The sequence below is a fragment of the Curtobacterium sp. 179-B 9B NHS genome (genome assembly GCF_045370965.1).
Lineage (GTDB): Bacteria > Actinomycetota > Actinomycetes > Actinomycetales > Microbacteriaceae > Curtobacterium.
Window position 1 is genome coordinate 174,302 of record NZ_JBIQDQ010000002.1, and the last position, 25,663, is coordinate 199,964.

Here is a 25,663-nt window from a genome sequence, read left to right on the forward strand (position 1 = left end):
GCGATCGGGATCCGTTGTGCCGAGCGGACTCGCCGACGGAATCTCGCGCAACCTCGTGCGCGGTTCCTGTTCATGTGTAAAGATCACCTTCAGGAACCCCCAACCAGGGTTCCGACCCTCTCCCGTCTCACCAGCGGGGGAGTCCGAGGATCAGGTGGCAGGCGAGCCTGCCAGGAAACGGGACACGCATGCGCAGGCACGTGTCGCTCCGGGGTACCCCTGTGCCCGCAGGAGCGGTCAACTGGACACGATGGATCACCGGCGACGGGAACCGGGCTCGACGACGAGCTCCCGGTGACCGGAGCCTCCTCCTGCGCGGCGGTGTCGTCGCCACGGTGACGGCATTGCTCGCCGCCACCGTGGCGATCCAACCGGCTGCAGCGGCGCAGACGGACGTCGCCGAGGCCGAGGGCTTCCTGCTCAGCGGTTCCGGCATCGTCGACGTCGACGCGCTCGCCCAGCTCCGCGGTGCCTACTCCGCGAGCAGCGCGAGCACGGTCGGCGGGACGACGAACCAGCCGCTCGACCTCACCGCGCTGAACAGCTTGGGCGTCCGACTGTCGAACAACGTCGACCTGCTCGGCGCGAACGGCATCCTGACGCTCGGTGTCGACGGGCAGTTCGCGACGACCTCGCAGACGGGCGCCCGCGGTTCCTCCGGCCTCGTCGGCAACGACGGGGCGATCGGCGTCGGGAGCGGCACCGGGGCCGGTGCGTCGACGCTGAACCTGAACCCGCTGCTGACCCGGGTCCGCGCGGACTCGACCGTGCTGTCGAACGCGCAGCTGCAGGTGGGCGCGCTCGCCTCGACGATCAGCGCCACACGTGGTGCGACGGTGAGCACCGCGAGCGACTACCGCATCGCCGGCGCGAACCTGCAGCTCACCAGCCCCGCGGTGTCCCGACTCGCGACGACCCTGCGGGCGAACGTCGCGCCGCTGTCCGCCTCGGTGAACACCGCGCTGAGCGGAGCGGTGACGACCGACGCGGTCACGGGGGCGTTGGGATCGCTGCTCTCGCCGCTGGTGTCCGTTCGGAACACGAGCGTCCAGACGACCGCGAACCTCGATCTCGGGCCGACCATCGACGGGGTCCTCGCGCAGCCGATCACGGACGGTGCGGTGACCATCACCCCGTCGACCGGTTCGATCACCGTCGACCTCGACACGTTGACGCGGCTCAACGACCAGCCGGCGAACACCCCCGTGCTCACCGATGCGGCGGTCGCCGCGATCAACAGCAGCATCACGAACATCCTCGGGACACGGCTCCCTGCCACCCTGAGCACCGCCGTCACGAACGCGGTCGACGCCGCACGGGTGCGCGTCCAGGTCAGTGCCACGCTCCGCGCGGCCGGGGCGGTCAACCTGCCGATCAACGTGACCGTCGACTCGACCATCGGTGCGCTCGCCGTGTCGGGCGCGGCCACGCCGCAGGTCTCCGTGTCGACGGGAACGATCCTCGGGATCAACGTCGCCCCCGTGCTCGGGACGCTCGTCAGCGGCACCGTCGTCCCGGCCCTCCAGACCGCGGTGCGGCCGCTGGCGAACTCCGCCGCCCTCACCCAGCTCAGCACCACGCTCACCACCACCACGACCGCCGTCGCGACGGCGCTCTCGCCCGTCGTGCTCCTGCTCCGTCAGGTGGTCGACCTGACGGTGAACGCGCAGGACGACCCCCGCTTCCGCGACCCTCGCGGGTACGACCCAGGGGCGCAGAGCGTGACCGCCCTGCGCCTCACGGTGCTGCCGGGACTGAACGCCGCGACGGTCGACCTCGCCACCTCCACGGTGCGCGCCACGGCGTTCCTGGCCCCGACGATCACCGCACCCACGGCAGGGCAGCAGTTCAGCGTCCCGACCGACACCTCCACCCGCTCGGTGACGGTGCGCGGGACCGGTGAACCCGGTGCCGGCATCGCGCTCGCCGCGGGCGGTGGCCTGACCGCCCCCGCGACGGTCGCCCCCGACGGCACCTGGACCGCCACACTCGCGGACGTCCCGGTCGGGGACCGGACCGTCACCGCGACGCAGACGGTCGGCGGCGCCGCCGCGGGCACCGCGACGCAGGCCTTCTCGGTCGTCGCGCAGCGTCCGCTGGTCATCGACACGCCCACTGCCGGGCAGCAGTTCACCACGACCGGGACCATGACCCCGGTGACCCTCACCGGCACGTCCACCGCGAACGCGCGGATCGACGTGACGATCGGCGACGACGTCACGGCGAGCGGCACGGCGGACGGCAACGGCGTCTGGAGCGTCCCTGTCGACGCGGTCCCGGTCGGGCTGCAGACGGCCAGCGTGACGCAGACCGTCGGCGACACCACCTCGGCCGCGGTGACGCGGGACTTCGAGGTCGTCGCCGCTCGGACGCTGACCATCGACACTCCGGCCCCCGATGCGGTCCTGCCGCTCGTCGGGGACACCCGCGCCGTCGTGCTCACCGGTGCTGCCGAGGGCGGTGCCCGCGTCGACGTGACGCTCGGCGACGGTCTGACCGCCACCACCACGGCGAACACGAACGGCACCTGGACCGCCACGGTCGAGGACGTCCCCGCGGGCGACTACACGGCCACGGCGACCCAGACCGTCGACGGCACGACGAGCGCTCCGGTGACCCGTGACTTCTCGGTCACCGCCGTTCCCGGCATCACCATCGAGGAGCCGACCGACGGAGCCGTCCTGACGGTCGCCGACGCCACGTCGACCACCCCGGTCACGGTGACCGGCACCGCTGCGCCGAACGCGTCCGTCGCGGTCGACCTCGGCGGCTCCTTCACGGCGATCACCGAGGCGGACGACGACGGCGACTGGACCGCCACCTTCCCGGGGGTCCCGGTCGGTGAGCGCACGATCACCGCGACGCAGACGGTCGCCGGCACCACCTCGGCGCCCGTCACCTCGGCCTTCGAGATCGCCGTCGGTGCCCCGCTGACGATCGCGACCCCTGCGGACGGCGCCACCGTGCCCGTCCTCGACGCCGACTCGACCGCCGACCTCGACGTCACCGGGACCGCCGAGCCCCGGGCCCGGGTGTCGGTGTCGCTCGGCGGCGGCCTCACGGCCACGACGACGGCCGACGGAGACGGTGACTGGAGGACGACGGTCGAGGACGTGCCCGTCGGTCGGTACACCCTGACCGCGACGCAGACCGTGAACGGCACGACGTCGCCGGCCCAGCAGCGGATCGTCTCGGTCGTCCCCGCGGCAGCGCTGCAGGTGACCGCACCGGTGCAGGGCGCGACGACCGTGGTCGCGAACGACGACGACACGGTCGACGTCGACGTGACCGGGACGGCGCAGCCCGGTGCCGAGATCGACGTCGTGCTCGACGAGCGAGCACCCGTCACGACCACGGTGGACGACGACGGCACCTGGTCGGTGGCCCTGCCGGACGTCGGGACCGGCGGTCACACCGTGACGGTCACCCAGACCGTCGGTGGACAGACCTCGCCGGCGATCGAGCGGGACATCTCGATCGAGGTCGGCGACGACCTCGAGATCACCGCTCCCACCGAGGGGCAGGAGATCCCCGCCACGAGCACCGGCGACGCGTCGGTCGTGGTCCGCGGGACCGCGGAGCCGGGTGCGACCGTCTCCGTCAGCATCGACGGGGCAGCACCCGTCGCCGTCGTGACCGGCCCCGCGGGCAACTGGGTCCTCGACCCGGTGCAGCTCGGGACCGGCCAGCACACCGTCGAGGCCGTGCAGACCGTGAACGGCACGACCGGTCCCACCGAGACGCGGGACTTCACCGTCGTCCCGGGCACCGCCGTCACCATCGACAGCCCGGCCGCCGGCTCGCGCTTCGTCGTGGTCGACGGGGACGCCACCGCCACGGTGACGATCAGCGGTGTCGCCGAACCCGGCGCAGCCGTGACGGTGACGGTCGGTGACCTCGAGCTCTCGACCACCGCAGCCGACGACGACGGCACCTGGTCGGTCGACGCAGCCGGGCTCGCCCCCGGTGACTACACGATCGACGCGGCACAGTCGCTGAACGGCGCGAGCACGGACGCCCTGCCCGTGGGCTTCCTGGTCGACGCTGCGGCGCCCCTCACCATCACGGCTCCAGGCACGGCGGCGATGACGGTCGCCGGCGACGACGTGACCCGTGACGTGACGGTCACCGGCACCGGGCAGCCCGGCGCGACGATCGTCGCGACGATCGACGGCGAGGAGCCCGGAGCGACGACCACGGTCGCCGCCGACGGGAGCTGGTCCGTCACCTTCGAGGACGTCGGCGTCGGGACGCACCCGGTGTCGGTCACGCAGACGCTGCCCGGCGGGGTCTCCAGCCCGGCGACGTCCGACCCCGTGACCCGCGACGTCACGCTCGTCGCCGCGGACGACGTGCTCATCACGTCGCCCGAGGACGGCGCGGTCCTGCTCGTCCCGGACGAGGACACCACACGCGACGTGACGGTGTCCGGCACGGCAGAGCCGAACGCACCGGTGACGGTCCGTGTCGGCGACGCCGAGGCCTCCACGACCGCGGACGACGACGGCGACTGGACGGTCACCGTCGGCGGCGTCGGCGTGGGCGAGCAGACGGTCACGGCGACGCAGACGGTCGGCGGCACCACCGCCTCCAGTGCGGAGCAGACGCTCACGGTGCGCGCAGGCCGACCGCTCGCGCTCACCAGCCCCGACGACGGTGACGTCATCACGGTCGCCGACGCGACCGGTACGGCCGACGTCGTGGCGGCCGGTACGGCCGAGCCGGGCGCTCCGGTGACCGTCACGCTCTCCACCGGGGAACAGGCGACCGTCGAGGCGGACGACGACGGACGGTGGACCCACACGTTCACCGACGTGCCGACCGGTGACCACACCGTCCGGGCGACGCAGGTCGTCGGCGGGATCACCTCGGCACCCGTCAGCGCCGGAGTGTCGGTGCGCGCCGGGGCGCCGCTGACCGTCACCACGCCGGCCGGCGCCACGGCCGTCACGGTCGCGGACGACGACGCCACCACCGACGTGGACTTCGCCGGCACCGGCGCGCCGGGGGCGACGGTCACCGTCGACCTCGGTGACGGCGGCACCGCCGAGACGGTCGTCGGCGACGACGGCACCTGGGCGACCACCGTCGAGGACGTCCCGGTGGGGTCCTGGACGGCGGCGGTCACGCAGTCGGTGAACGGCACCACGAGCGCCCCCGTCACGCGACCGGTCTCGGTCGTCGCCGCGGCGGAGCTCGTCGTCCGGCAGCCGGAGGGCACCGTCACCGTCGCGGACGTCGCCGCCACGACGACCGTCACGGTCGCCGGTGACGCCGAGCCCGGCGCCACCGTGACGGTGACCGTCGACGACCGAGACCCGGTCGACGTGACGGTGGGCGACGACGGCACGTGGAGCGTCGACGTCGACGACGTCGCGGTCGGCGAGCACGTCGTGTCGGCGACGCAGACCGTCGCCGGCTCGACCTCGACCACGCCGGTCGAGCGTCCCTTCGAGGTCGTCGCGGCAGCGCCGGTCGTCATCACCGACCCCGCGGACGGGGACGAGGTGCGGGTCGCCGACGAGGACGCCACGACGACGGTCACGGTGCGCGGCACCGCGGAGCCCGGCGCCACCGTGGTGGTCGACCTCGGCGGCGGGCGTGATGCCACGACCGAGGCCGACGAGGACGGCGACTGGGCGGTCGACGTCCCCGGGGTCCCCGCGGGCACCACGACCGTCAGCGTCACCCAGCAGGTCGGCGGCACCACGTCGCAGCCGGTCACGGTGGCCATCGAGGTCGTGGTCGCGGCACCGCTGACGATCGCCACCCCGGCCGACGGATCCACCGTCACGGTCGCACAGGACGACTCCCTCGCGACGATCGTCGCGAACGGGGCGGCCGAGCCCGGTGCCGAGGTCCGCGTGACCCTGGACGACGGCGACGAGCAGACCGTGACGGCGACCGACGCCGGCACCTGGAGCGTCCGGTTCGACGGCGTCGCGACGGGCGAGCACACCGTCCGGGCGACGCAGACGGTCGACGGGTCCACCTCGGGTCAGGTCGCGAACACCTTCACGGTCGAGGCCGGTGCGCCCCTGACGGTCACCACGCCGACCGACGACCAGGTCGTCACGGTGCCGGCGTCCGACCCGACGCTCGACCTGCCCGTGGCGGGCACCGGCGAGCCCGGTGGCACGGTCACCGTGGTGGTCGACGACGGCGACCCGATCGAGGTGCCCGTCCGTGACGACGGCACCTGGGACACGGTCGTACCGGGCGTCGGTCCCGGCGACCACACGGTGACCGTCGGCCAGGAGGTCGGTGGCACCACCTCCGACCCCGTCGTGGTGGACGTGACCGTGGACGTCGCCGACGAGGACGCCGTCGTCATCACGACGCCGGCGGCCGGCAGCACCGTCCGGATCGTCGGTGACACCACGCCGGTCCGGGTCGTGGGCACGGCAGCGCCCGGCGCAACGGTGTCGGTCACGATCGACGACGGCACCGCCGTCGCGACCACGGCCGACGACGAGGGCGACTGGACGGTCACCGTGCCGGACGTCGCGCTCGGCGGCCACACCGCCTCCGCCACGCAGACCGTGGACGGCCGGACCACTGCAGCACCCGACGTCGCCTTCACCGTCGCCGCCGTGGCCCCGCTGCAGGTGACCGCCCCCGTGGACGGCCAGGTGTTCCCGACGGACCAGGACACGGTCTCCGTGCCGGTCAGCGGGACCGCCGAGCCGGGCGCCACCGTGACGGTCGACATCGACGGCACCACGGTGTCGACGACGGCCGGTGCCGACGGCTCCTGGACGGTGACCGTGCCGGACGTCCCGGTCGGCGACCACACCGTGTCGGCGACGCAGACGGTCGGCGGGGCCACCTCGGCCCCGGTGACCAGCGGCATCAGCGTGGTCGCCGCGCAGGAGGACGACGTCGTCATCACGGACCCGACCCCGGGTCGCCTCTTCGAGGCCCCCGGGCTCGACAGCACGACCACCGTGCCCGTCTCCGGGACTGCCGCAGCCGACGCCGCGGTCGAGGTCCGGCTCTCGACCGGGCAGGTCCGGACGACGACGGCCGGCGGCGACGGTCGCTGGAGCGTCACCTTCGAGGAGGTCCCGGCCGGTGACTGGACGCTGCAGGCGACGCAGACCGTGGACGGGGGCACCTCCGACTCGCAGGTCGTGCCGATCGTCGTCCGGGTCGCGGACCCCCTGACGGTCACCTCGCCCCTGCCCGGGGCCCGGCAGACGGCCGGTGCCGACGGCACCGCCACCTGGCAGGTCACCGGGACGGCGGACCCGGGTGCGACCGTCACGGTCCGCAGCGACGCGGGAGACCCCGTCGTGACGACTGCGGCTGCCGACGGCTCCTGGTCGGTGTCCGTGGAGCTCGGGGTCGGCTCGCACACCTTCACGGTGACCCAGACCGTCGAGGGTGCCACGTCCGCCGCCCAGACCGTGCCCGTGGTGGTGGTCGCCGCCCAGCCGGGTGAGCCGGGGCAGCCGGGTGAGCCGGGGCAGCCCGGTGAGCCCGGTGAGCCCGGGCAGCCGGGGGAGCCTGGGGAGCCGGGGCAGCCCGGTGAGCCTGGAGAGCCGGGGCAGCCCGGTGAGCCTGGAGAGCCGGGTCAGCCTGGTCAGCCTGGTGAGCCTGGAGAGCCTGGGGAGCCGGGTCGGCCCGGTGAGCCGGGTGAGCCTGGGCAGCCCGGTGAACCTGGTGAGCCCGGAGAGCCTGGAGAGCCTGGTCAGCCTGGTGAGCCTGGTGAGCCCGGTGAGCCCGGTGAGCCCGGTGAGCCCGGTGAGCCTGGTCAGCCTGGTCAGCCCGGGGAGCCCGGTGAGCCCGGGGAGCCTGGTCAGCCCGGGGAGCCTGGAGAGCCTGGTCAGCCTGGTCAGCCCGGGGAGCCTGGAGAGCCGGGTCAGCCCGGTGAACCGGGCCAGCCGGGCCTGCCGGGTGGCTCCGGGAACGGAGCCGGCACCGGTACCGGAGTGATCGGTACCGGCAACGGATCGGGTCTCGCTGCCGGCAACGGATCGGGTCTCGCTGCCGGCAACGGTTCCCTCGGCAACGGATCCGGCAACGGCAACGGCACCGGCACCGGCACCGGCACCGGCACGGGATCCGGATCCGGCAACGGTTCCGGTCGCGACCTCGCCTTCACCGGCGCGGACGTCGCCCCGCTCGCGGGTGCCGCCGGCGGCCTGGTGGTCCTCGGGTTCCTGCTGCTCGGTCTCTCCCGACTGGCACGCCGCATCCGCCGCGGGCGCGCCTGACCGTCCGCCCACACCGACCGCACCGCGCCTCTCGTCCGTCGTCACGACGGCCGGGAGGCGCGGTGTCGTCCCGCCTCTCCTCGCCCCCTCCACCGGTGGTCGCCGAGGGCGTCGCGGTGTCGGCCGTCCCGGCTACCCTTGGTCCGTGGTCACCGCCCTGTATCGCCGTTACCGGCCCGAGAACTTCGCCGAGCTGATCGGTCAGTCGCAGGTCACCGACCCGCTGCGGACCGCCCTGCGGACGAACCGTGTGAACCACGCCTACCTGTTCAGCGGGCCGCGCGGGTGCGGCAAGACGACCTCGGCGCGCATCCTCGCCCGGTGCCTGAACTGCGAGCAGGGCCCGACGGACACACCGTGCGGCGTCTGCCCGAGCTGCGTGGAGCTCGCCCGGGGTGGCGGGGGATCGCTCGACGTCATCGAGATCGACGCAGCGAGCCACAACGGCGTCGACGACGCGCGCGACCTGCGCGACCGCGCCGTGTTCGCACCGGCGCGCGACCGCTACAAGATCTTCATCCTCGACGAAGCACACATGGTGACGCCGCAGGGCTTCAACGCCCTGCTCAAGCTGGTCGAGGAACCGCCGGAGCACGTGAAGTTCATCTTCGCGACCACCGAGCCGGAGAAGGTCATCGGCACCATCCGCTCCCGGACCCACCACTACCCGTTCCGGCTCGTCCCGCCGGCCACGATGCTCGAGTACGTCGAGCAGCTGTGCGAGCAGGAGTCGGTCTCCGTCGCACCGGGTGTCCTCCCGCTCGTCGTCCGTGCCGGTGGGGGGTCGGTGCGAGACACGCTGTCCCTGCTCGACCAGCTCATGGCCGGCAGCGAGGACGGCGCGATCGCCTACGAACGCGCGGTCGCCCTGCTCGGCTACACCGACGCTGCGTTGCTCGACGACGTCGTGGACGCGCTGGCGGTGGCCGACCCCGCCTCGGCCTTCGCCGCGGTCGACCGCGTGGTGCAGACCGGGCAGGACCCGCGTCGCTTCGTCGAGGACCTGCTCGAGCGGCTCCGCGACCTGATCGTCGTCGCGGCGACGAACGAGAGCGCCGCAGCCGTGCTGCGCGGGATCTCTCCCGAGGAACTCGACACCATGACCCGGCAGGCCGGCGTCTTCGGCGCGACGGCGCTGTCGCGGTCCGCCGACATCGCCAACCGCGCGCTCACCGAGATGACCGGTGCGACGTCCCCCCGACTGCACCTCGAGCTGATGACGGCGCGCATGCTCGTGCCCGAGGTCGACGACACCCAGCGCGGTGCACTCGCCCGCGTCGAGCGGCTGGAGCGTCGCGTCGGTGTCGGCGACGCCGGCGGACACCAGGCTCCCGCCGCGGTCGAACGACCGCAGGCTGCACAGCAGTCCTCCGCGGGCGCTCCGGTTCCGCGCACGGGAGCGGGCAGCGCCCCGGCGCAGGCCGGCTCCTCGCCGGCGACCCCGGCTGCGCAGCCCGCTGCGTCGACCGCGACCCCGACCCGAGCAGCGGCGCCGACCCGACCGGACCAGGAGCCCGCCGATCAGGCTCCGACGACCGCGCGTGACGCCGAGCCGCGGGACCCCGGCGCGACCGTGCGCGATGCCGCTGCCTCCTGGGCGGCCGTGGCGACGCCCCCGAGCCAAGGTCCGGCCGGCGGCCCGACCGATCGGTCTGCGGGCCGACCGGCGGAGCAGAGCGCGTCGAGTGCGACGACGACGGCACACCCGACCGAGCAGCACCAGCACGATCCGTCGGGCACCGCGAACGCGTCGTCCACCGGGCAGGGGACGGCCGTCGGCGACGAGGCGGTCGTCCGACCGGTCGCCGCCGTCGGCTTCCAGCAGCTCCGCGACGCCTGGCCCCAGGTCGTCGAGCACGTCCAGCGCGCTCGGCGTTCGGCCTGGTCCGTGGTGGTCACGGCCCAGGTGACGGCCCTGCGCGAGGACGTGCTGACGCTCACCTTCCCCAGCCAGCAGGACGTGGCGTCGTTCAAGGAGATGTCCGACCCCGCGACGAGCGTCAGCGAACTGCTCCGCTCGGCGATCATCGACGTCCTCGGCCTGCGGGTGAAGTTCGTCGCCCGTGGGCCGGGACAGCAGCGCTCGGCCGGTGCTCCCGCGTCGGAGCCGGGTCGGCAGACGTCGCAGCAGCAGCCGACGCGACCGCACGTGACGTCGGAGGACACCAGCCAGCAGCAGGCCGCGCGCCAGCAGTCCGCACCGCCGCAGCCAACGACTGCCGAAGGGCCGACGCAGCAGCAGCAGCCGAGCCAGCAGCAGCAGGCGAGCCAGCAGCAGCAGGCAAGCCCGCAGCAGGCGAGCCCGCAGCAGGCGAACCAACAGCAGGGCGTATCTCAGCAGCCGACCACACGGCAGCAGCCGGCCACGCCCAGCGCTCCGGTGACCGACTGGGCCGTCGCCACGATCCCGGCGACCGACCCGACCGCCGGCGCCGTGCCCGAGCACCTCGAGCCGGGCTGGTCGGCACCGTTCGGGACGACCGACACCGGGGAACCGGTCGTGCCCGTCGCACCGGTCTCCGACCCCGCCGCCGACGCGGCCCTCGCTGCACAGCTCCGTCCGGCCTCCGCGCTCGGCGGTGCCGGAACAGCGCCGGCCCGTGCTGCTGCACCGAGCGACCCGACACCCGACGCAGCGGGAGCGCCGGCACCGGCACCGGCCGCAGCCGCAGCGCCCGCACCAGCCGCAGCCGTAGCGCCCGCACCGGCAGCGCCCGCTGCGCCGGGTACCGCGGCCGCCGCACCCTCCGGTGGGCCGGACGTCCCGGTCGACGACTACCCGCTCGACGACGAGCCCTACGACGACGGTGCTCCCTTCCCCGATCCGGGAGCGCACGCGTCCTCGGGTGTTCCGAGCCAGCGACCGACGCGGGCACCAGCACCGCAGGCAGCACCGGCGCAAACCGGCTCAGCACAGGCCGCGCCCGAGCAGGCAGCACCCGAGCAGGCAGCACCTGCGCAGGCAGCACCGACCCAGGAGGCGGCTGCGCAGCCAACTCCGGCACGGACCGCTGCACCCCAGGTCCGTCGGACGCCGGTCGCTGGTCGGTACGGCGAGGCGGTCGTCCGTGAGATCCTCGGCGCGCAGTTCATCGAGGAGACCGCCCTGCACGAGGAAGGCGCCTGATGTACGACGGGATCGTCCAGGACCTGATCGACGAGTTCGGTCGGCTGCCGGGCATCGGCCCGAAGTCGGCACAGCGCATCGCGTTCCACATCCTGCAGACCGAGTCGTTCGACCCGGCGCGACTGTCCGAGCTCCTGGCCGAGGTCAAGGAGAAGGTGCGCTTCTGCGAGGTCTGCGGCAACGTCACCGAGAACGTGCGGTGCAGCATCTGCCGTGACCCCCGTCGGTCGCCGTCGGTGATCTGCGTCGTGGAGGAGGCGAAGGACGTCGCCGCCATCGAGCGCACCCGCGAGTTCCGTGGGCTCTACCACGTGCTCGGCGGAGCGATCAGCCCGATCGACGGTGTCGGTCCGGACGACCTGCGGATCCAGCAGCTGATGACGCGGCTGGCCGACGGCACCGTGGACGAGGTCATCATCGCCACCGACCCGAACCTCGAGGGCGAGGCGACGGCGACCTACCTCAGCCGACTGCTCGTCCCGATGGGCATCCGCACCACGCGACTCGCGTCCGGGCTGCCGGTGGGTGGTGACCTCGAGTACGCCGACGAGGTGACCCTCGGCCGCGCCTTCGAGGGCCGACGCGTGGTCGGTCACTGACGGACGTGCGCGCAGGATCGTTGCGTCGAGCCCGCCTCGCACGCAACATCCGCGGAACACCCTCTACGATTGACAGACCGCGCGACCGTCGCGGAACCGTCGTCCCCGGGAGTACCAGCCAGTGGCCCTGATCGTGCAGAAGTTCGGTGGATCGTCCGTCGCGGACGCCGAGAGCATCAAGCGCGTGGCGAAGCGGATCGTCCAGACGAAGAAGGCGGGCAACGACGTCGTCGTGGCCGTCTCGGCGATGGGCGACACCACCGACGAGCTCGTCGACCTCGCGCACTCCGTGACGCCGATCCCCGCCGGTCGTGAGCTCGACATGCTGCTCACCGCGGGGGAGCGCATCTCGATGGCGCTGCTCGCGATGGCGATCAAGAGCCTCGGGGTCGAGGCATCGTCGTACACGGGCAGCCAGGCCGGCATGCTCACGGACGCCCAGCACGGCAAGGCCCGCATCGTCGACGTCACCCCGAAGCGCGTGCGCGAGGCGCTCGACGCCGGGCACGTCGCGATCGTGGCCGGGTTCCAGGGGTTCAACCGCACGACGGGCGAGATCACCACGCTCGGTCGCGGTGGGTCGGACACCACCGCCGTCGCGCTCGCCGCCGCGCTCGACGCCGACGTCTGCGAGATCTACACCGACGTCGACGGCATCTTCACCGCGGACCCCCGCGTGGTGCCGAAGGCCAAGAAGGTCGACCGGATCACGAGCGAGGAGATGCTCGAGCTCGCCGCCTCCGGCGCCAAGGTCCTGTACATCCGTGCCGTCGAGTACGCCCGTCGGCACGGCGTCACCCTGCACGTCCGCTCCTCGTTCAGCAACGCCGAGGGCACCATCGTCTACAACCCTGCAGAGGGGGAAACCGTGGAAGAACCGATCATCACCGGCATCGCCGGAGACCTCTCCGAGGGGAAGATCACCGTCGTCGGCGTGCCCGACACCCCCGGCAAGGCCGCCGAGATCTTCACGATCGTGGCCCGCGCCGGCGCCAACATCGACATGATCGTGCAGAACGTGTCCGAGGCGGTCACGGGTCGCACGGACATCTCGTTCACGCTGCCGAAGGACCAGGGCCAGGGCGTCCTGACCGCGCTCGAGGTCGCCAAGGCCGACATCGGCTACTCGGGCATCCAGTACGACGACCAGATCGGCAAGCTCGCCCTGGTCGGTGCCGGCATGCGGACCAACGCCGGTGTCTCGGCGGCGCTCTTCCGCGCCCTGCACGAGGCGTCCATCAACATCGAGATGATCTCCACCTCGGAGATCCGCATCTCGGTCGTCACGCGCGCCGACACCCTGAACGAGGCCATGCGCGTCGTGCACCAGGCCTTCGGGCTGGACGCGGACCAGGAAGCCGTCGTCTACGCCGGCACCGGGCGCTGAGCCCCGCGCCGACACGACCCACGAGCAGGAGCACCACATGAGCACCACCGTCGCCGTCGTCGGCGCCACCGGCCAGGTCGGCGCCGTGATGCGTCGCCTCCTCGAGGAGCGCGCGTTCCCGGCCGACCACGTCCGGTTCTTCGCGAGTGCCCGGTCCGCCGGTTCGACGCTGTCGTTCCGGGGCGAGGAGATCGTCGTCGAGGACTCCGAGACCGCCGATCCGTCGGGCATCGACATCGCGCTGTTCTCGGCCGGTGCCACGGCGTCACGCGCCCTCGCGCCGAAGTTCGCGGCGGCGGGTGCGGTGGTCGTCGACAACTCGAGTGCCTGGCGGATGGACCCCGAGGTGCCGTTGGTCGTGAGCGAGGTCAACCCGCACGCCATCGACGACGCCCCGAAGGGCATCGTCGCCAACCCGAACTGCACGACGATGGCGATCATGCCGGTCCTCAAGGTGCTGGACACCGAAGCCGGGCTGCGCCGTCTCGTCGCGACCACCTACCAGGCCGTGTCCGGGTCGGGCCTCGCCGGAGTCGAGGAGCTCCTCGGCCAGGCGCGCGCGGCGCTCGAGCAGGACACCGCGGCGCTCACCCACGACGGCTCGGCGGTGACCTTCCCGGAGCCGGTCAAGTACGTCCGACCGATCGCCTTCGACGTCGTCCCGCTCGCGGGCAGCATCGTCGAGGACGGCATGGGGGAGACCGACGAGGAGCAGAAGCTCCGCAACGAGAGCCGCAAGATCCTCGAGCTGCCCGACCTGCTCGTCGCCGGGACCTGCGTGCGCGTCCCCGTGTTCACCGGGCACTCGATCTCCGTGCACGCCGAGTTCGCGCAGCCGCTCTCGCCCGAGCGGGCGACGGAGCTCCTCGCCACGGCCCCGGGCGTCGAGCTCGCGGACGTCCCGACTCCGCTGCAGGCAGCCGGTCAGGACCCGTCCTTCGTCGGCCGCATCCGCGCGGACCAGTCCGCGCCCGACGGCCACGGCCTGGTCCTCTTCGTCAGCAACGACAACCTGCGGAAGGGCGCTGCGCTCAACGCGGTGCAGATCGCCGAGACGATCCTCGAACGGCGCGCGGTCGCCGCCTAGCGAGCACCGTCGCCGACGCGACACGTGACGGACGGGAGGCCCGTGGCGACACCGCCACGGGCCTCCCGTCCGTCGTCCCGACCGTCAGGAACGGGACCGAGCGCGACGTCGTCGGTGCAGCAGCGCGCCGGTCCCGGCGGTGAGGAGCGCGAGCGCGACGGCGAGGGGTCCGGTCACCTCGGTGCCGGTCCAGGCGAGGCGCCCCTGCGGCGCGGCGTCGACGGTCCGGGCGGTCGTCGCCGGTCCTGGCGACGGTCCGTCCGCGCCGGGCTCGCCGGTCTGGTCGGCCTCACCGGGGGTCCCGGTGCCGCCCGTGCCTCCGGCACCGTCCCCCGGGGACGGTGCGTCACCCGGATCGGTGCCCTCGCCGTCACCGGGGTCGGGGTCCGGACCGTCGCCGGCGCCGGTCCCTGCGGACACGACGACCTCGACGGGGACCGGCGGCGCGAGCTGCCCGGCGGGGGTCGAGGCGAACAGTTCGAGGGTGTACGTGCCCTCGGTGAGCGCATCGATCGGCGAACAGGACCAGTGTCCGGCGTCGTCCGCACCTCGATCGGCGGCATCGGTCTCACAGACCACCGTCCCGTCACGGACGACGACGACGTGCGCGCCGGGCGTGGCGGTGCCCGAGAGGGCGGAACCGGGTGCCAGGTCGGTGTGGTCGAGCGTCGGTGCGACGACGGGGCCCTCGGTGACGAGTTCGATGTCGGACCCCGCGGTGCCGAGCGCCAGGAGCGCGCCGTCCGCCTGCAGGCCGAGCTCGAGGCCGTTCGCCGGTGAGGACGGGTCGTCGGCGGTGAACCGGACGACGTGGGGCGCGGGGCTCGTGGTGCGGACCTGGAGGCAGCCGGAGGGGACGGCGGCGTCGGCCAGCACGGCGAAGGGCAGCCCGGGGCCGTTGAGGGCGGACAGGCACATCGACCCGACGACGAGCGGACCGGTGGTGCCGGGCGCGGGGTAGTGCGCGGTGTCGGCGGCGACCGGGCGGGTGTCGAGCACGGGCTGGCCGTCGCGGTCGGCGACGGCGACGAAGCCGGTGGTGCCGACGACGTGGAAGGTGCCCTCCAGCGTCGCAGCGGGCGCAGCCCGTGGCTCGGGCTGCGGCGAGGGGAGCGTGTCGGCCATGGCGGCAGGGCCGAGCAGGAGCGGGGCGATCGCGGCCGCGGGCAGGAGCGGGAGCGCGAGACGGGCGCGCAGGGGGTGGTTCACGGTGGGGCCTCCGGGAGGGGACGGTCGATCGGGACCGTGAAATGGTGCCACATTCGGAATGTCGTACTTCACTAGCAAGTGCGATGGGTACGACCAGCGCCCCGCACCCGGACGATGCCCCCGGGCGACCCAGCGGCAGTGGGTAGGATCGTCGTGTGGCAGTGAAGCAGGTGGACCCGATCGACGTCGTCCTGATCGGGGGAGGGATCATGAGCGCCACGCTCGGCGCCATCATCCACCGCCTCGAACCCACGTGGAAGATCCGCGTGTACGAGCGGCTCGGCTCGGTCGCGCAGGAGTCCTCGAACCCGTGGAACAACGCCGGGACCGGTCACTCCGCGCTGTGCGAGCTGAACTACACGCCGGAGATGCCGGACGGACACGTCGACATCGCCAAGGCCGTGACCGTCAACGAGCAGTTCCAGGTCTCGCGGCAGTTCTGGGCGCACCTGGTCGAGACCGGCGCGCTCCCGCAGCCGTCCAACTTCATCAACCCGACCCCGCACATCTCCTTCGTGTGGGGCGAGGACAACGTCGAGTACATGCGCAAGCGGTACGAGGCGCTCAAGGGCCACCCGCTCTTCGCGGGCATCGAGTACTCGGACGACCCGGCGCAGATCCGCAGGTGGGCGCCCGCGCTCATCCCGGGGCGCAAGAAGGACCAGCCGGTCGCTGCGACGTACTCGGCCGCCGGCTCGGACGTCGACTTCGGTTCGTTGACGCAGCAGCTCTTCGACGAGCTCGAGATCGCCGGTGTCGAGTTCGAGCCGTCGCACCAGGTGCAGAAGATCACGCGGTCGAAGGTCTCCGAGGGGTGGGCGCTCGACGTCCGCAACGAGATCGGTCGGTCGACGCAGCGCATCGCGGCGAAGTTCGTCTTCGTCGGCGCCGGCGGCGGGGCCCTGCGCCTGCTGCAGAAGTCGGGCATCCCGGAGATCCGCGGGTACGGCGGGTTCCCCGTGTCCGGCGAGTTCCTGCGCACCGACGACCCCGAGGTCGTGCAGAAGCACGCGGCGAAGGTGTACGGCAAGGCGAGCGTCGGCGCTCCGCCGATGTCGGTGCCGCACCTCGACACCCGGATCGTCGAGGGCAGGGCGTCGCTGATGTTCGGCCCCTACGCCGGGTTCAGCCCGAAGTTCCTCAAGCAGGGCTCGCTGCTCGACCTGTTCCGGTCGATCCGACCGCACAACCTGCGACCGATGCTGAGCGTGGCGTTCTCGAACTTCGACCTGGTCCGCTACCTGGTCGGGCAGCTCCTGGCGTCGAAGCAGACGAAGTTCGACGCCCTCCGCGACTTCATGCCGACCGCCGAACCGGAGAACTGGCACCGCATCACGGCCGGGCAGCGCGTGCAGGTCATCAAGCCGGACCCGGAGAAGGGCGGGGTGCTGCAGTTCGGCACCGAGGTCATCACCTCGGCCGACGGCTCGATCGCCGGCCTGCTCGGCGCGAGCCCCGGTGCGTCCACCGCGGTGCCGATCATGCTGACGATGCTGCAGCGGTGCTTCCCGGACCGGTGGGACGCCTGGGCCCCGATGGTGCGGACGATGGTGCCCACGTACGGCAAGGACCTCGGCGCCGACCCGCAGCTCGCCGACGAGACCCTCGAGCACACCGCGAAGGTCCTCGGTCTGCACCACTGAGCCCCGCCGCTCGGGCGACTTGCCCCTGGTTCGAACGTGTGTTCGAATGAGGGCATGCGGTGGAGCGGGCAGTCGATCGGAGCGGAGCGCGGTGACGCCCTGCCGGGGCTCGAGTCGAACAGCGGGTTGGTGCGCAGCGTCACCACGCCGGAGTTCGCCGGGGTCACCTTCCACGAGGTCCTGGCGAAGAGTGCCCTGAACCGTGTGCCGGCTGCCGACGGCAGCGGCACCTACGGGTGGACGATCAACCCGTACCGCGGCTGCAGTCACGCGTGCGTCTACTGCTTCGCGCGGCCCACGCACACGTACCTGGAGTTCGACGGGGGCGCCGACTTCGACCAGCAGATCGTCGTGAAGACCAACGTCGCGGACGTCCTGCGCCGTGAGCTCCGGAAGCCGACGTGGGACCGGCACCCCGTCGCGCTCGGCACCAACACCGACCCGTACCAGCGTGCCGAGGGGCGCTACCGGTTGATGCCCGGGGTCATCCGCGCGCTGGCCGAGTCGGGCACCCCGTTCAGCATCCTGACGAAGGGGACGCTGCTGCGGCGTGACCTGCCCACGTTGGTCGAGGCGGCACGGAGCGTCCCGGTCGACCTGGCGATGTCGATCGCCGTGTACGACGACGAGCTGCAGCAGCAGGTCGAGCCCGGGACCCCGACGACCGCCGCCCGGCTGGCGACCGTCCGGGCGATCCGCGACGCGGGGCTCGAGTGCTCGGTGTTCCTCATGCCGGTGCTCCCGTTCATCACGGACACGCGCGCGCACCTCGACGAAGCGATCGGTCGCGCGGCCGAGGCCGGTGCCTCGAGCGTCATGTACTCCGCACTGCACCTGCGTCCTGGCGTGAAGCCGTGGTGGGCGGCCTGGCTGCAGCGGACCCGTCCAGACCTCGTCGCGCGCTACCGCTCGATGTACCTCGACAACACCTACGCGCCCGCGGACTACCGCCGGTGGCTCGCGGACCGGGTGCGTCCGATCCTGGCCGCATACGGTCTCGGACTCGGCAGAATGGACCCGGCGACCGGTTCGATGGGGTTCAGCGACCGGCAGGCGCACCTCGTACCCGGCGAGCGGGCCGCGGCGGCGACCGCTCCGCGTGCACCGCGTCCGGGGTCGGGCGACACCGGACCGCGCGCCCTCGTCGGGTCGGTCATCACGAACGGGGGCATCACGAACGGGTACCGCGTCCCGGTGTCGCTCGACGAGCAGTCCCGCCCGACCTCGTCGCCGCTCAAGCGTGCCGACCCCGACTTCGACCGACGCGGTGCCGGGACGACCGTGATCGGAGGCCCGTCCGGACCGACCCTGTTCTGAGGAGCGTCCACCTTCCGCGTTCGGGGGACACCCTGTGTCGGTGATCGGCGGTAGCATCGAGCGGGTCGCCGGATCGTGCTCGTTTCGGGGTACACGACCGGCCCCCGGGACGGTCGCGTCACACGGCGACCGGACGACTCTCGGAAGGACCATCGACCCGTGCTCGGCATCCCCACGCACCTCGCTCCGCGAGTGAACGCGTGGTCGACCGTGCGCGCCTTCCACGCAGCGGCGATCGGATCGGTCGTCGCCGCCGCCGTGACCCTGCTGCTGTACCGACTGGCCGAGCCCGACGTGCGGGTCGCCGGGGCCGTGCTCGCGCTCCTCCCCATGCTCGCGATGATCGGCGTGCACGTGCAGTTCGGCACCTGGCGCTCGGCCGTGGCCTTCCTCGTCACCGGCGGGGTCTGCACGTGGTGGTTCACCACGATCGTGCAGCGCGAGGTGCCCGCCGGCTGGGTGACGAGCTACCTGGTGTCGCTCGCGGTGATCCCGCTCGTGCTCGTGGGCGGGGCCGGTGCGGTCGCGAGTCGCGTCGTCGTCTGGTCGTTCGGCGGGTTCCTGGTCGGTCGGCTCGCGACCGGGATCGCGGTGCTGCAGGCGGACGGGCCGCCCCGACCGCTCCTCCTCGCCTGGGTCACCCTGGGCTTCGTGGTCGCCCTCGTGCTCTTCACCAGCCGGAACACCGCGCGGTCCGAGCGCGTCCAGCCCGAGCTGCTCCGGTCCGCTCGCGAGGAGCACGTGTCCGCCTACCGGGCCGGGGTCGAGGCCGAGGCCGCGGCGATCCTGCACGACACGGTGCTCAACCACCTCGGTGCCATCGCGCTCGCTCCCGACGGCCCCATGGACCCGCAGCTGGCGCGCACGGTCGAAGCCGACGTCGCGATGCTGACCGGGAAGCAGTGGCTCGCGTCGTCCGACCCGACGTCCGAGCCGGACCCGGCCCTCGCCGGTGCCGCGTTCGACGCGATGGTGGACGAGCACCGGGCGGAGGGGCTCGCGGTCGCGGTCACCGGTGATCCGGCTGCCCTGGCGCGGCTCGACCCGTCGGCGGCGACGGCACTGCTCCGGGCCGTCGGGCAGTGCCTGGCGAACGTCCGCAAGCACGCGGGGACCGACGAGGCCGAGGTCAGCGTCTTCGACGACGGCTCGTCGTGCACGGTGATGGTGGTCGACGACGGCCGCGGGTTCGACGAGCAGGAGACCGGCAGCGACCGGATGGGGCTGCGCGGCTCGGTCCGGGAACGCATCGGCCGGGTCGGCGGTGACGTCCAGGTGTGGTCGTCGCCGGGATCCGGGACGAGCGTCATGATGACCGTGCCCTACACGAGCGAGGACGCGGCCCGCGTCGACGGAGCACACACCGGCGGCGCGCACACCGGTGGCGCACGGACCGGCGGCGCGGCGTCGTACGCCGTCACGGGTGAGTCCGACCGCGGAGCCGCCCGGTGAGTCGCGTCGACGCGGTGCGGGCCGCCGTCCGGGGCGCTCGGACCGCACAGCAGTGGGACCCGCTCGGCGCGATGGGTTCCCGCCCCCTCGCCGTCCTGCTCGGTGCGGCCGGCGTGCTGTGGGCGCTGCTCGTGTCGGTGTTCGACCGCGACGTGGTCGGCAGCCCGACGCTCAGCGCCCTCACGGTGCTGCTCCTGGGCGCGTCGGGCGCGGTCGTGATCGCGTCGTCGTCGCCCTTCCGGGCGCCGTTCCCGCGCTGGGCGTACGTGCTCCACGTCGTGCTGCTCGGCGCAGCGTCGGCCGCGAGCGTCGCGGCGCAGTGGGGGCCGGACCGCAACGCGCTCAACGACTTCATGTGCCTGCTCACCGCCACCGGGATCGTGACGGTCGCGCCCTACCGGCCGTGGCGGGACCTGGCGGTCGGCGGGCTCGTCCTGGCGGCGGTCGACGCAGCCGCGTGGGGTGCCGCCGCCGCGGTGTTCCCGCACCAGGTGCCGGTGACCGTCGCCGCCTTCCTCGCCGCCGCGCCGACGCTGGTCCTCACCGCGGCGTCCGTCGTGTTCGCGTGGACCTTCGGCGGCCTGGCGGAGCGCGTGCAGATCCGCGCGGGTTCGTACTCGGTGGCGCGCGCCGAGCGGGACGGCATCGCCGCGCGCGTGCAGCAGGACCGCTCCGTCATCCTCGCGCGCGACGTCGCCCCGTTCTTCGCCGAACTCCGGACGCGTGAGGTGATCACCGACGCCGACCGCGCACGCGCCCGTTCCATCGCGGACGGCATCCGGCAGGCCATGGTCGCGGACGCCGACCGGACGTGGCTCGAGTACGCGGTCGCCGTCGAGGGCGGGTCCGCCGAGTCGGTGGACGACCCGGACGGCCTCATCGCGACGCTCGACACCGACCAGCGGACCGTGGTCCGGACGTTCCTCCGTGCGGCGCTCGGCGCAGCGACGGTGGACCCCGCGCGGTTCCGTGCCACGGTCCGCCGTTCGCGCGAGCCCGGTGCTCCACCCGACCGCGTCGAGGTCCGCACGGAGCTCGCGGTCGACGACTCGGACGTCGGCATCCACCGCACGTTCGACCCCTACTTCGCGGTGCTCCGCGTGACCTTCCCCGACCTCGACGTCGCCGTCCGACCATCGTCCCTCGCACTAAGGTTCTCCTATGACCAGCACTGACCCGAACCGGACCACGGAGGGCGTGCCACCGCTCCCGCAGCCCGGAACCCGACGCGTGCGGCTGGCGATCCTCGACGACCACGAGGTGCTGCTCGACAGCCTGTCGAGCTGGATCGCCGTGAACGCCTTCGACTTCGACCTCGCCCTCACCGCCCACACGTGGCTCGAGATGGTGCACAGCGAGAACTTCCCGACGGACCTCGTCTTCCTCGACTTCCAGCTCAAGGAGCCGGTGTCGATCGAGGCCCGCGTGCGCACCTGTCGTGCTGCCGGGGCGAAGGTCATCGTGCTCTCGAGCGTCGACAGCCGCGAGTCCCGCGACCGTGCCCTGGCTGCCGGTGCGGCCGCGTTCCTGTCGAAGTCGCTGCCGATGCGCGAGGTCATGGACGTCGCGCGCGAGGTCATGGGTGTCTCGCGGGAGACCCCGGCGCAGCGCGACTGGCGCCCGCTGCCGACCGGCGCGAGCGCGCACCAGCGCCCGAAGCTCAGCGCGGGCGAGGAAGAGGCACTGCGCCTGTACGTGTCCGGCTACTCGACGAACGAGGTCGCCGCGCAGATGAACGTGCAGTACGAGACCGCCAAGACCTACCTCCGCCGCGTCCGCGAGAAGTACAGCAAGGTCGGCCGTCCCGCGTCGAAGAAGTCGGACCTCATCCGTCGTGCCGCCGAGGACGGGTTCCTCGCGTAGTGGCGAAGCTCTACTTCCGGTACGGCGCGATGAACAGCGGCAAGAGCACCGGGCTGCTGCAGGCCGCGTACAACTACGAGGAACGCGGGCAACGCGTGCTGCTGGCGAAGCCGTCGGTGGACACCAAGGGCGACCGTGAGATCGTGTCCCGACTCGGCGTCACACGCTCCGTGGACGTCGTCTTCGCGCCCCACGACGACGTCCGGCACGCGGTCGCCGACGCCGGTGCCACCGACCCCGAGTCGGACCGGCTCGACGGCATGGTGCGTCCGGTGAGCTGCGTGCTCGTCGACGAGGCGCAGTTCCTCACCCCGCGCCAGGTCGACGACCTGCTCCGCGTCGCCGTGCTCGACGAGGTCCCCGTGCTCGCCTACGGCATCCGCACGGACTTCCGCACCGAGGCGTTCCCCGGCAGCGCGCGACTGCTCGAGGTCGCGCACTCGCTCGAGGAGCTCAAGACCATCTGCCGGTGCGGTCGCAAGGCCGTGTTCAACGCGCGCAAGGTCGACGGCCGCTTCGTCTTCGACGGGTCCCAGGTCGCGATCGACGGGGTCGACGTCACCTACGAGTCGCTCTGCGCGAACTGCTACCTCAGCGAGTCGGGCGGGCGGCTCGACGGCGAGCTCGCCCACTGATCCGACCCACGTCCGCCAGATGGGCCACCGACGGACGGGAGGCACGGTGCGGCGCGGCCACGCGCCTCCAGGGCGGCCCGCGGCGCGGAATGCGCGCACGCCGGCGACGGTTGTCGTCCCCATGAGCGACGCCACCGTGCACCTGTCCGTCCTCGACCTGGCCACCCGCGAGTACGGCCAGTCGAACACCGAGGCCCTGCAGGGGTCGATCGACATGGCCGTGCACGCCGAGCAGCTCGGCTACGAGCGTGTCTGGGTCGCCGAGCACCACGGCATGCCGGGCATCACCTCGTCCGCGCCCGCCGTGCTGCTCAGTGCCGTCGGCGCCGCGACGTCACGCATCCGGATCGGTTCCGGCGGGGTGATGCTCCCGAACCACGCGCCGCTCGTGATCGCCGAGCAGTTCGGCACGTTGCGCGCACTGTACGGCGACCGCGTCGACCTCGGCATCGGGCGCGCCCCGGGGACCGACGGCGCGACGGCGATGGCGCTGCGCCGCACCGACCGGCTCGACGTCGACGACTTCCCCCAGCAGCTCGCCGACCTGATCGGGTTCTTCACCGGCATGGACGCGTCGAACCCGCTGTCGCGGATCCGCGCGGTCCCGGGCTACGGCGACGTGCCGGAGTTCTGGCTGCTCGGCTCCTCGGGCTACAGCGCCCAGGTCGCCGGCGCGCTCGGGGTGTCGTTCGCCTTCGCGCACCACTTCGCGTCGGACAACACGGAGGCGGCGCTCGCGCTGTACCGCGACTCGTTCCGCCCGTCGCGCTTCCGGCAGACCCCGAACGCCCTCATCGGTGTGCAGGTCGTCACCGACGAGGACCCTGCGATCGTCGAGGAGCAGAGCGCTCCGGGGATGATCTCGTTCATCCGGATGCGACAGGGTGCCAAGCCCGAGCCGGTGTCCATGGACGAGGCCCGCGCGTACGAGTTCTCGGACCTCGAGCGCCGGTTCATCGCCGCGCGGACGGAGCGGCAGGCCTACGGCGACCGCGAGCACGTCGCCACGAAGATCAACGAGCTCGTCGCGTCCACCGGTGCCGACGGGGTGATCGTCGCGCCCGGTGCTGCCCAGGCGCGCTACCGGCACCAGGCGCTCGACGTGGTGGCGTCCCTGCAGGCCGAGGGCCGCCTGGTGCCGGCGGGGGCGACGGTCTAGCGGACGGACGCCCGCTGCGGCCGTCCGGCCGTGGGAGCCGTCAGGCCAGCAGCCCGAGGCGCGTCGCGGCGGTGATCGCGGCGACGCGCGTCCCGACGTCGAGCTTCCGGTAGACGTTGTAGACGTGCCGCTTCACCGTGCCGACGGCGAGCCCGAGTTCGGTGGCGATCTCGGCGTTGGACCGCGCATCTGCGACGAGACGGAGCACCTCGAGCTCGCGGTCGCTGAGCGGTGACCCGGCGCGGGCGTCGGTGACCAGGTCGACCGGGAACGTCACGGGACCTGCACCCCTGCGGGTCGCTCGGACGATCCGGCCGACGAGCTCCCGGCTCGGGGTGTCCTTCGTCACGAAGTCCACGGCTCCGGCGTCGAGCAGCGCGCGCCGGAGGACGGCGTCACGGTGCATCGTCAGGACGACGACGCTGATGTGCGGGTGTCGGCGGCGGACGGTGGCGATGGTGGTCCGCGCCGGTGGCCCGTCGAGCTCGACGTCGAGCAGGAGCACGTCGATCGCGGCCGCCTCGGGGGAGTCCAGCACGTCGGACGGGCGCTCCCCGTGCGCGACGACCCGGATCGTCGGGACCGCTGCCAGGATCGTGGCGAGCCCCTCGCGGAAGAGTCGGTGGTCGTCGACGATCGCGACGTGGGTGACGGCGGTCACATGGCTCCCCTCGGGACGGTCAGCCGGACGACGGTGCCCGAGCCCGGGGCGCTCTCGACGTCCAGTCGGGCGCCGAGCACACCGGCCCGCTCACGCATGGTGCGCTGCCCGAGGCGGCCCTCGGCGACGGCGTCGGGAGCGAACCCGGGGCCGTCGTCCCGCACCGTCACGACCACCGTCCCCGGCGACCACGCGAACTCGACGGACGCCGCGGAACCGGGCGCGTGCTTCCGTCGGTTGGTCAGCGCTTCGAGGAGGATCGTCAGCGCCTCCTCGGCCTTCCAGTTCGGCAGGGTGCCGGCGACGCCCGTCGTCGTGATCACCAGGCGGTCGTCCCCCGGGAACAGGTCGTCCACGTGCCGCCGCAGGGCGTCGTCCAGCCGGTCCTGGCCGACCCTGGCGTGCAGGGAGAGCGCGAGGTCCTGCACGTCGGTCAGTGCTCCTCGGAGCAGCCGCGCCGCGGACTCGAGCTGCGCGGTCCGCTCTGCCTCCGCGGGGTCGGTGAGCAGCACCAGGTCGAGGCGCTGCAGTCCCGCGAGCACCCCGTGTGCGACACGGTCGTGCAGGTCGCGGGCGATCTGCTCCCGCGAGTCGAGGTTCGTCGAGGTCACCCGTTGCCGGAGTGCCTCCGTGTACGCGATCGCCCCTGCGGGGAACCGACTCCAGACGCCCGCGTGCAGTGCCCGGGTGGCGCGGAGGACCTCGTCCGTGGTGCGTGCTCCGACCTCGTCGACGAAGACCGGCAGGTAGGCGTCGAACAGCATCTCGGCCGCCAGCATGGCCCCGGCGGGGTGCTGTGCACGCTCGGCGTGCAGGACGCCGGTCGCGAGGTGCTCGGGGTCGAGGTACCGGTCGCTCACGACGCTCGCGGCCCCGTCGCCGGTCGCGTAACGCTCGTGGGCCTCGCTGATCATGGACGTCACGTTGTCCAGGAGGCTCTGCGCGAGGACCGGGTCGTCGGCGAGCTCGGGGAAGTGCGCGCCGATCTCCGCGAGGACGGTGGCGAGCGGGGCGGGGATCGTCATGACGGTTGCGAGCGTAGCGGCCCCGGTCTCGTCGACGTGCTCGACGGCCGGGCGTTGTGTCGTCGGACACAGGCGGGGAGGAGCGTCCCGGGAAAGCAACAGGGCCCCGATCCGAGTGGATCAGGGCCCTGCTGTTCTACTGTCTCAACACAGTGTCGGGGTGACAGGATTTGAACCTGCGACCTCCTCGTCCCGAACGAGGCGCGCTACCAAGCTGCGCCACACCCCGCGGTGTGGTTGCTCCGAACCGGAGCGACCAGGAAAGTCTACCGGACGTTCG

At 72.9% G+C, this 25,663-nt stretch carries 14 protein-coding genes, 1 tRNA gene and 1 pseudogene; 12 read left to right on the top strand and 4 right to left on the bottom strand.

The annotated features are described in order from the left end of the window. Positions 1–344 precede the first annotated feature (344 nt). From ACH0A8_RS02690 to ACH0A8_RS02710, 5 genes are all read left to right on the top strand, one after another. The gene (locus ACH0A8_RS02690) at positions 345–8,219 is read left to right on the top strand and encodes a choice-of-anchor G family protein (protein ID WP_406906404.1); all 7,875 of its coding nucleotides are present in this window, start codon (positions 345–347) and stop codon (positions 8,217–8,219) included. Positions 8,220–8,364: 145 nt separating this feature from the next. Further along, positions 8,365–11,346, top strand: a complete 2,982-nt coding sequence (locus tag ACH0A8_RS02695; RefSeq protein ID WP_406906406.1) for a DNA polymerase III subunit gamma and tau — start codon at positions 8,365–8,367, stop codon at positions 11,344–11,346. Then, complete coding sequence (recR, locus tag ACH0A8_RS02700) at positions 11,346–11,945, top strand: recombination mediator RecR (protein ID WP_066655176.1); 600 nt, start codon at positions 11,346–11,348, stop codon at positions 11,943–11,945. The genes ACH0A8_RS02695 and recR overlap by 1 nt, the downstream gene beginning before the upstream one ends. Before the next feature lie 121 nt (positions 11,946–12,066). After that, positions 12,067–13,332 (top strand): aspartate kinase, encoded by a 1,266-nt coding sequence (locus ACH0A8_RS02705; protein ID WP_066655175.1) that lies wholly within the window; start codon positions 12,067–12,069, stop codon positions 13,330–13,332. A 37-nt stretch (positions 13,333–13,369) separates the two neighbouring features. After that, the gene (locus ACH0A8_RS02710; RefSeq protein ID WP_251154635.1) at positions 13,370–14,419 is read left to right on the top strand and encodes an aspartate-semialdehyde dehydrogenase; all 1,050 of its coding nucleotides are present in this window, start codon (positions 13,370–13,372) and stop codon (positions 14,417–14,419) included. 84 nt (positions 14,420–14,503) lie between these two features. On the opposite strand, the gene ACH0A8_RS02715 is transcribed toward ACH0A8_RS02710, so the two are convergent. Next, the gene (locus ACH0A8_RS02715; protein ID WP_406906408.1) at positions 14,504–15,628 is read right to left on the bottom strand and encodes a hypothetical protein; all 1,125 of its coding nucleotides are present in this window, start codon (positions 15,626–15,628) and stop codon (positions 14,504–14,506) included. A 155-nt stretch (positions 15,629–15,783) separates the two neighbouring features. Here ACH0A8_RS02715 and ACH0A8_RS02720 point away from each other — a divergent pair, with 155 nt between their 5' ends. The 7 genes and pseudogenes from ACH0A8_RS02720 (at position 15,784) to ACH0A8_RS02750 (ending at position 23,697) form a co-directional block, all read left to right on the top strand. Beyond that, positions 15,784–17,271, top strand: coding sequence for a malate:quinone oxidoreductase (locus ACH0A8_RS02720; protein ID WP_209685089.1), 1,488 nt, complete (start codon positions 15,784–15,786; stop codon positions 17,269–17,271). A gap of 54 nt (positions 17,272–17,325) precedes the next feature. Beyond that, positions 17,326–18,397, top strand: a pseudogene (locus tag ACH0A8_RS02725) (Rv2578c family radical SAM protein); the annotation flags it as partial. A gap of 350 nt (positions 18,398–18,747) precedes the next feature. Further along, on the top strand, positions 18,748–20,040 hold the full coding sequence (locus ACH0A8_RS02730; protein WP_406906411.1) for a sensor histidine kinase: 1,293 nt from the start codon (positions 18,748–18,750) through the stop codon (positions 20,038–20,040). Then, positions 20,037–21,215: a hypothetical protein gene (locus tag ACH0A8_RS02735; RefSeq protein ID WP_311206492.1), complete on the top strand. Its 1,179-nt coding sequence runs from the start codon at positions 20,037–20,039 to the stop codon at positions 21,213–21,215. The genes ACH0A8_RS02730 and ACH0A8_RS02735 overlap by 4 nt, the downstream gene beginning before the upstream one ends. Further along, a complete protein-coding gene (locus ACH0A8_RS02740; RefSeq protein ID WP_235426346.1) occupies positions 21,202–21,903 on the top strand; it encodes a response regulator transcription factor in 702 nt (233 codons plus the stop codon). Before ACH0A8_RS02735 ends, ACH0A8_RS02740 begins: the two co-directional genes overlap by 14 nt. Beyond that, entirely contained in the window at positions 21,903–22,538 is a 636-nt protein-coding gene (locus tag ACH0A8_RS02745; protein WP_066655166.1) for a thymidine kinase, read from the top strand. The genes ACH0A8_RS02740 and ACH0A8_RS02745 overlap by 1 nt, the downstream gene beginning before the upstream one ends. A 121-nt stretch (positions 22,539–22,659) precedes the next feature. Beyond that, positions 22,660–23,697 (top strand): LLM class flavin-dependent oxidoreductase, encoded by a 1,038-nt coding sequence (locus tag ACH0A8_RS02750; RefSeq protein WP_066655165.1) that lies wholly within the window; start codon positions 22,660–22,662, stop codon positions 23,695–23,697. A gap of 40 nt (positions 23,698–23,737) precedes the next feature. On the opposite strand, the gene ACH0A8_RS02755 is transcribed toward ACH0A8_RS02750, so the two are convergent. The 3 genes from ACH0A8_RS02755 to ACH0A8_RS02765 all read right to left on the bottom strand — a co-directional run bounded on the left by ACH0A8_RS02755 (position 23,738) and on the right by ACH0A8_RS02765 (position 25,612). Next, on the bottom strand, positions 23,738–24,358 hold the full coding sequence (locus ACH0A8_RS02755) for a response regulator transcription factor (RefSeq protein WP_209685095.1): 621 nt from the start codon (positions 24,356–24,358) through the stop codon (positions 23,738–23,740). Continuing rightward, positions 24,355–25,383 carry a sensor histidine kinase gene (locus ACH0A8_RS02760; protein WP_251154642.1) on the bottom strand — a complete coding sequence of 343 codons (1,029 nt, stop codon included), beginning with the start codon at positions 25,381–25,383 and terminating at the stop codon, positions 24,355–24,357. Before ACH0A8_RS02760 ends, ACH0A8_RS02755 begins: the two co-directional genes overlap by 4 nt. 155 nt (positions 25,384–25,538) lie before the next feature. Continuing rightward, positions 25,539–25,612 (bottom strand) — tRNA-Pro (locus ACH0A8_RS02765). Positions 25,613–25,663: the final 51 nt, after the last annotated feature.

Coding starts and splice junctions, on each gene's coding strand:
- ACH0A8_RS02740 (WP_235426346.1), top strand. CDS start 21,202: ATGACCAGCACTGACCCGAACCGGACCACGGAGGGCGTGCCACCGCTC.
- ACH0A8_RS02760 (WP_251154642.1), bottom strand. CDS start 25,383: ATGACGATCCCCGCCCCGCTCGCCACCGTCCTCGCGGAGATCGGCGCG.
- recR (WP_066655176.1), top strand. CDS start 11,346: ATGTACGACGGGATCGTCCAGGACCTGATCGACGAGTTCGGTCGGCTG.
- ACH0A8_RS02750 (WP_066655165.1), top strand. CDS start 22,660: ATGAGCGACGCCACCGTGCACCTGTCCGTCCTCGACCTGGCCACCCGC.
- ACH0A8_RS02710 (WP_251154635.1), top strand. CDS start 13,370: ATGAGCACCACCGTCGCCGTCGTCGGCGCCACCGGCCAGGTCGGCGCC.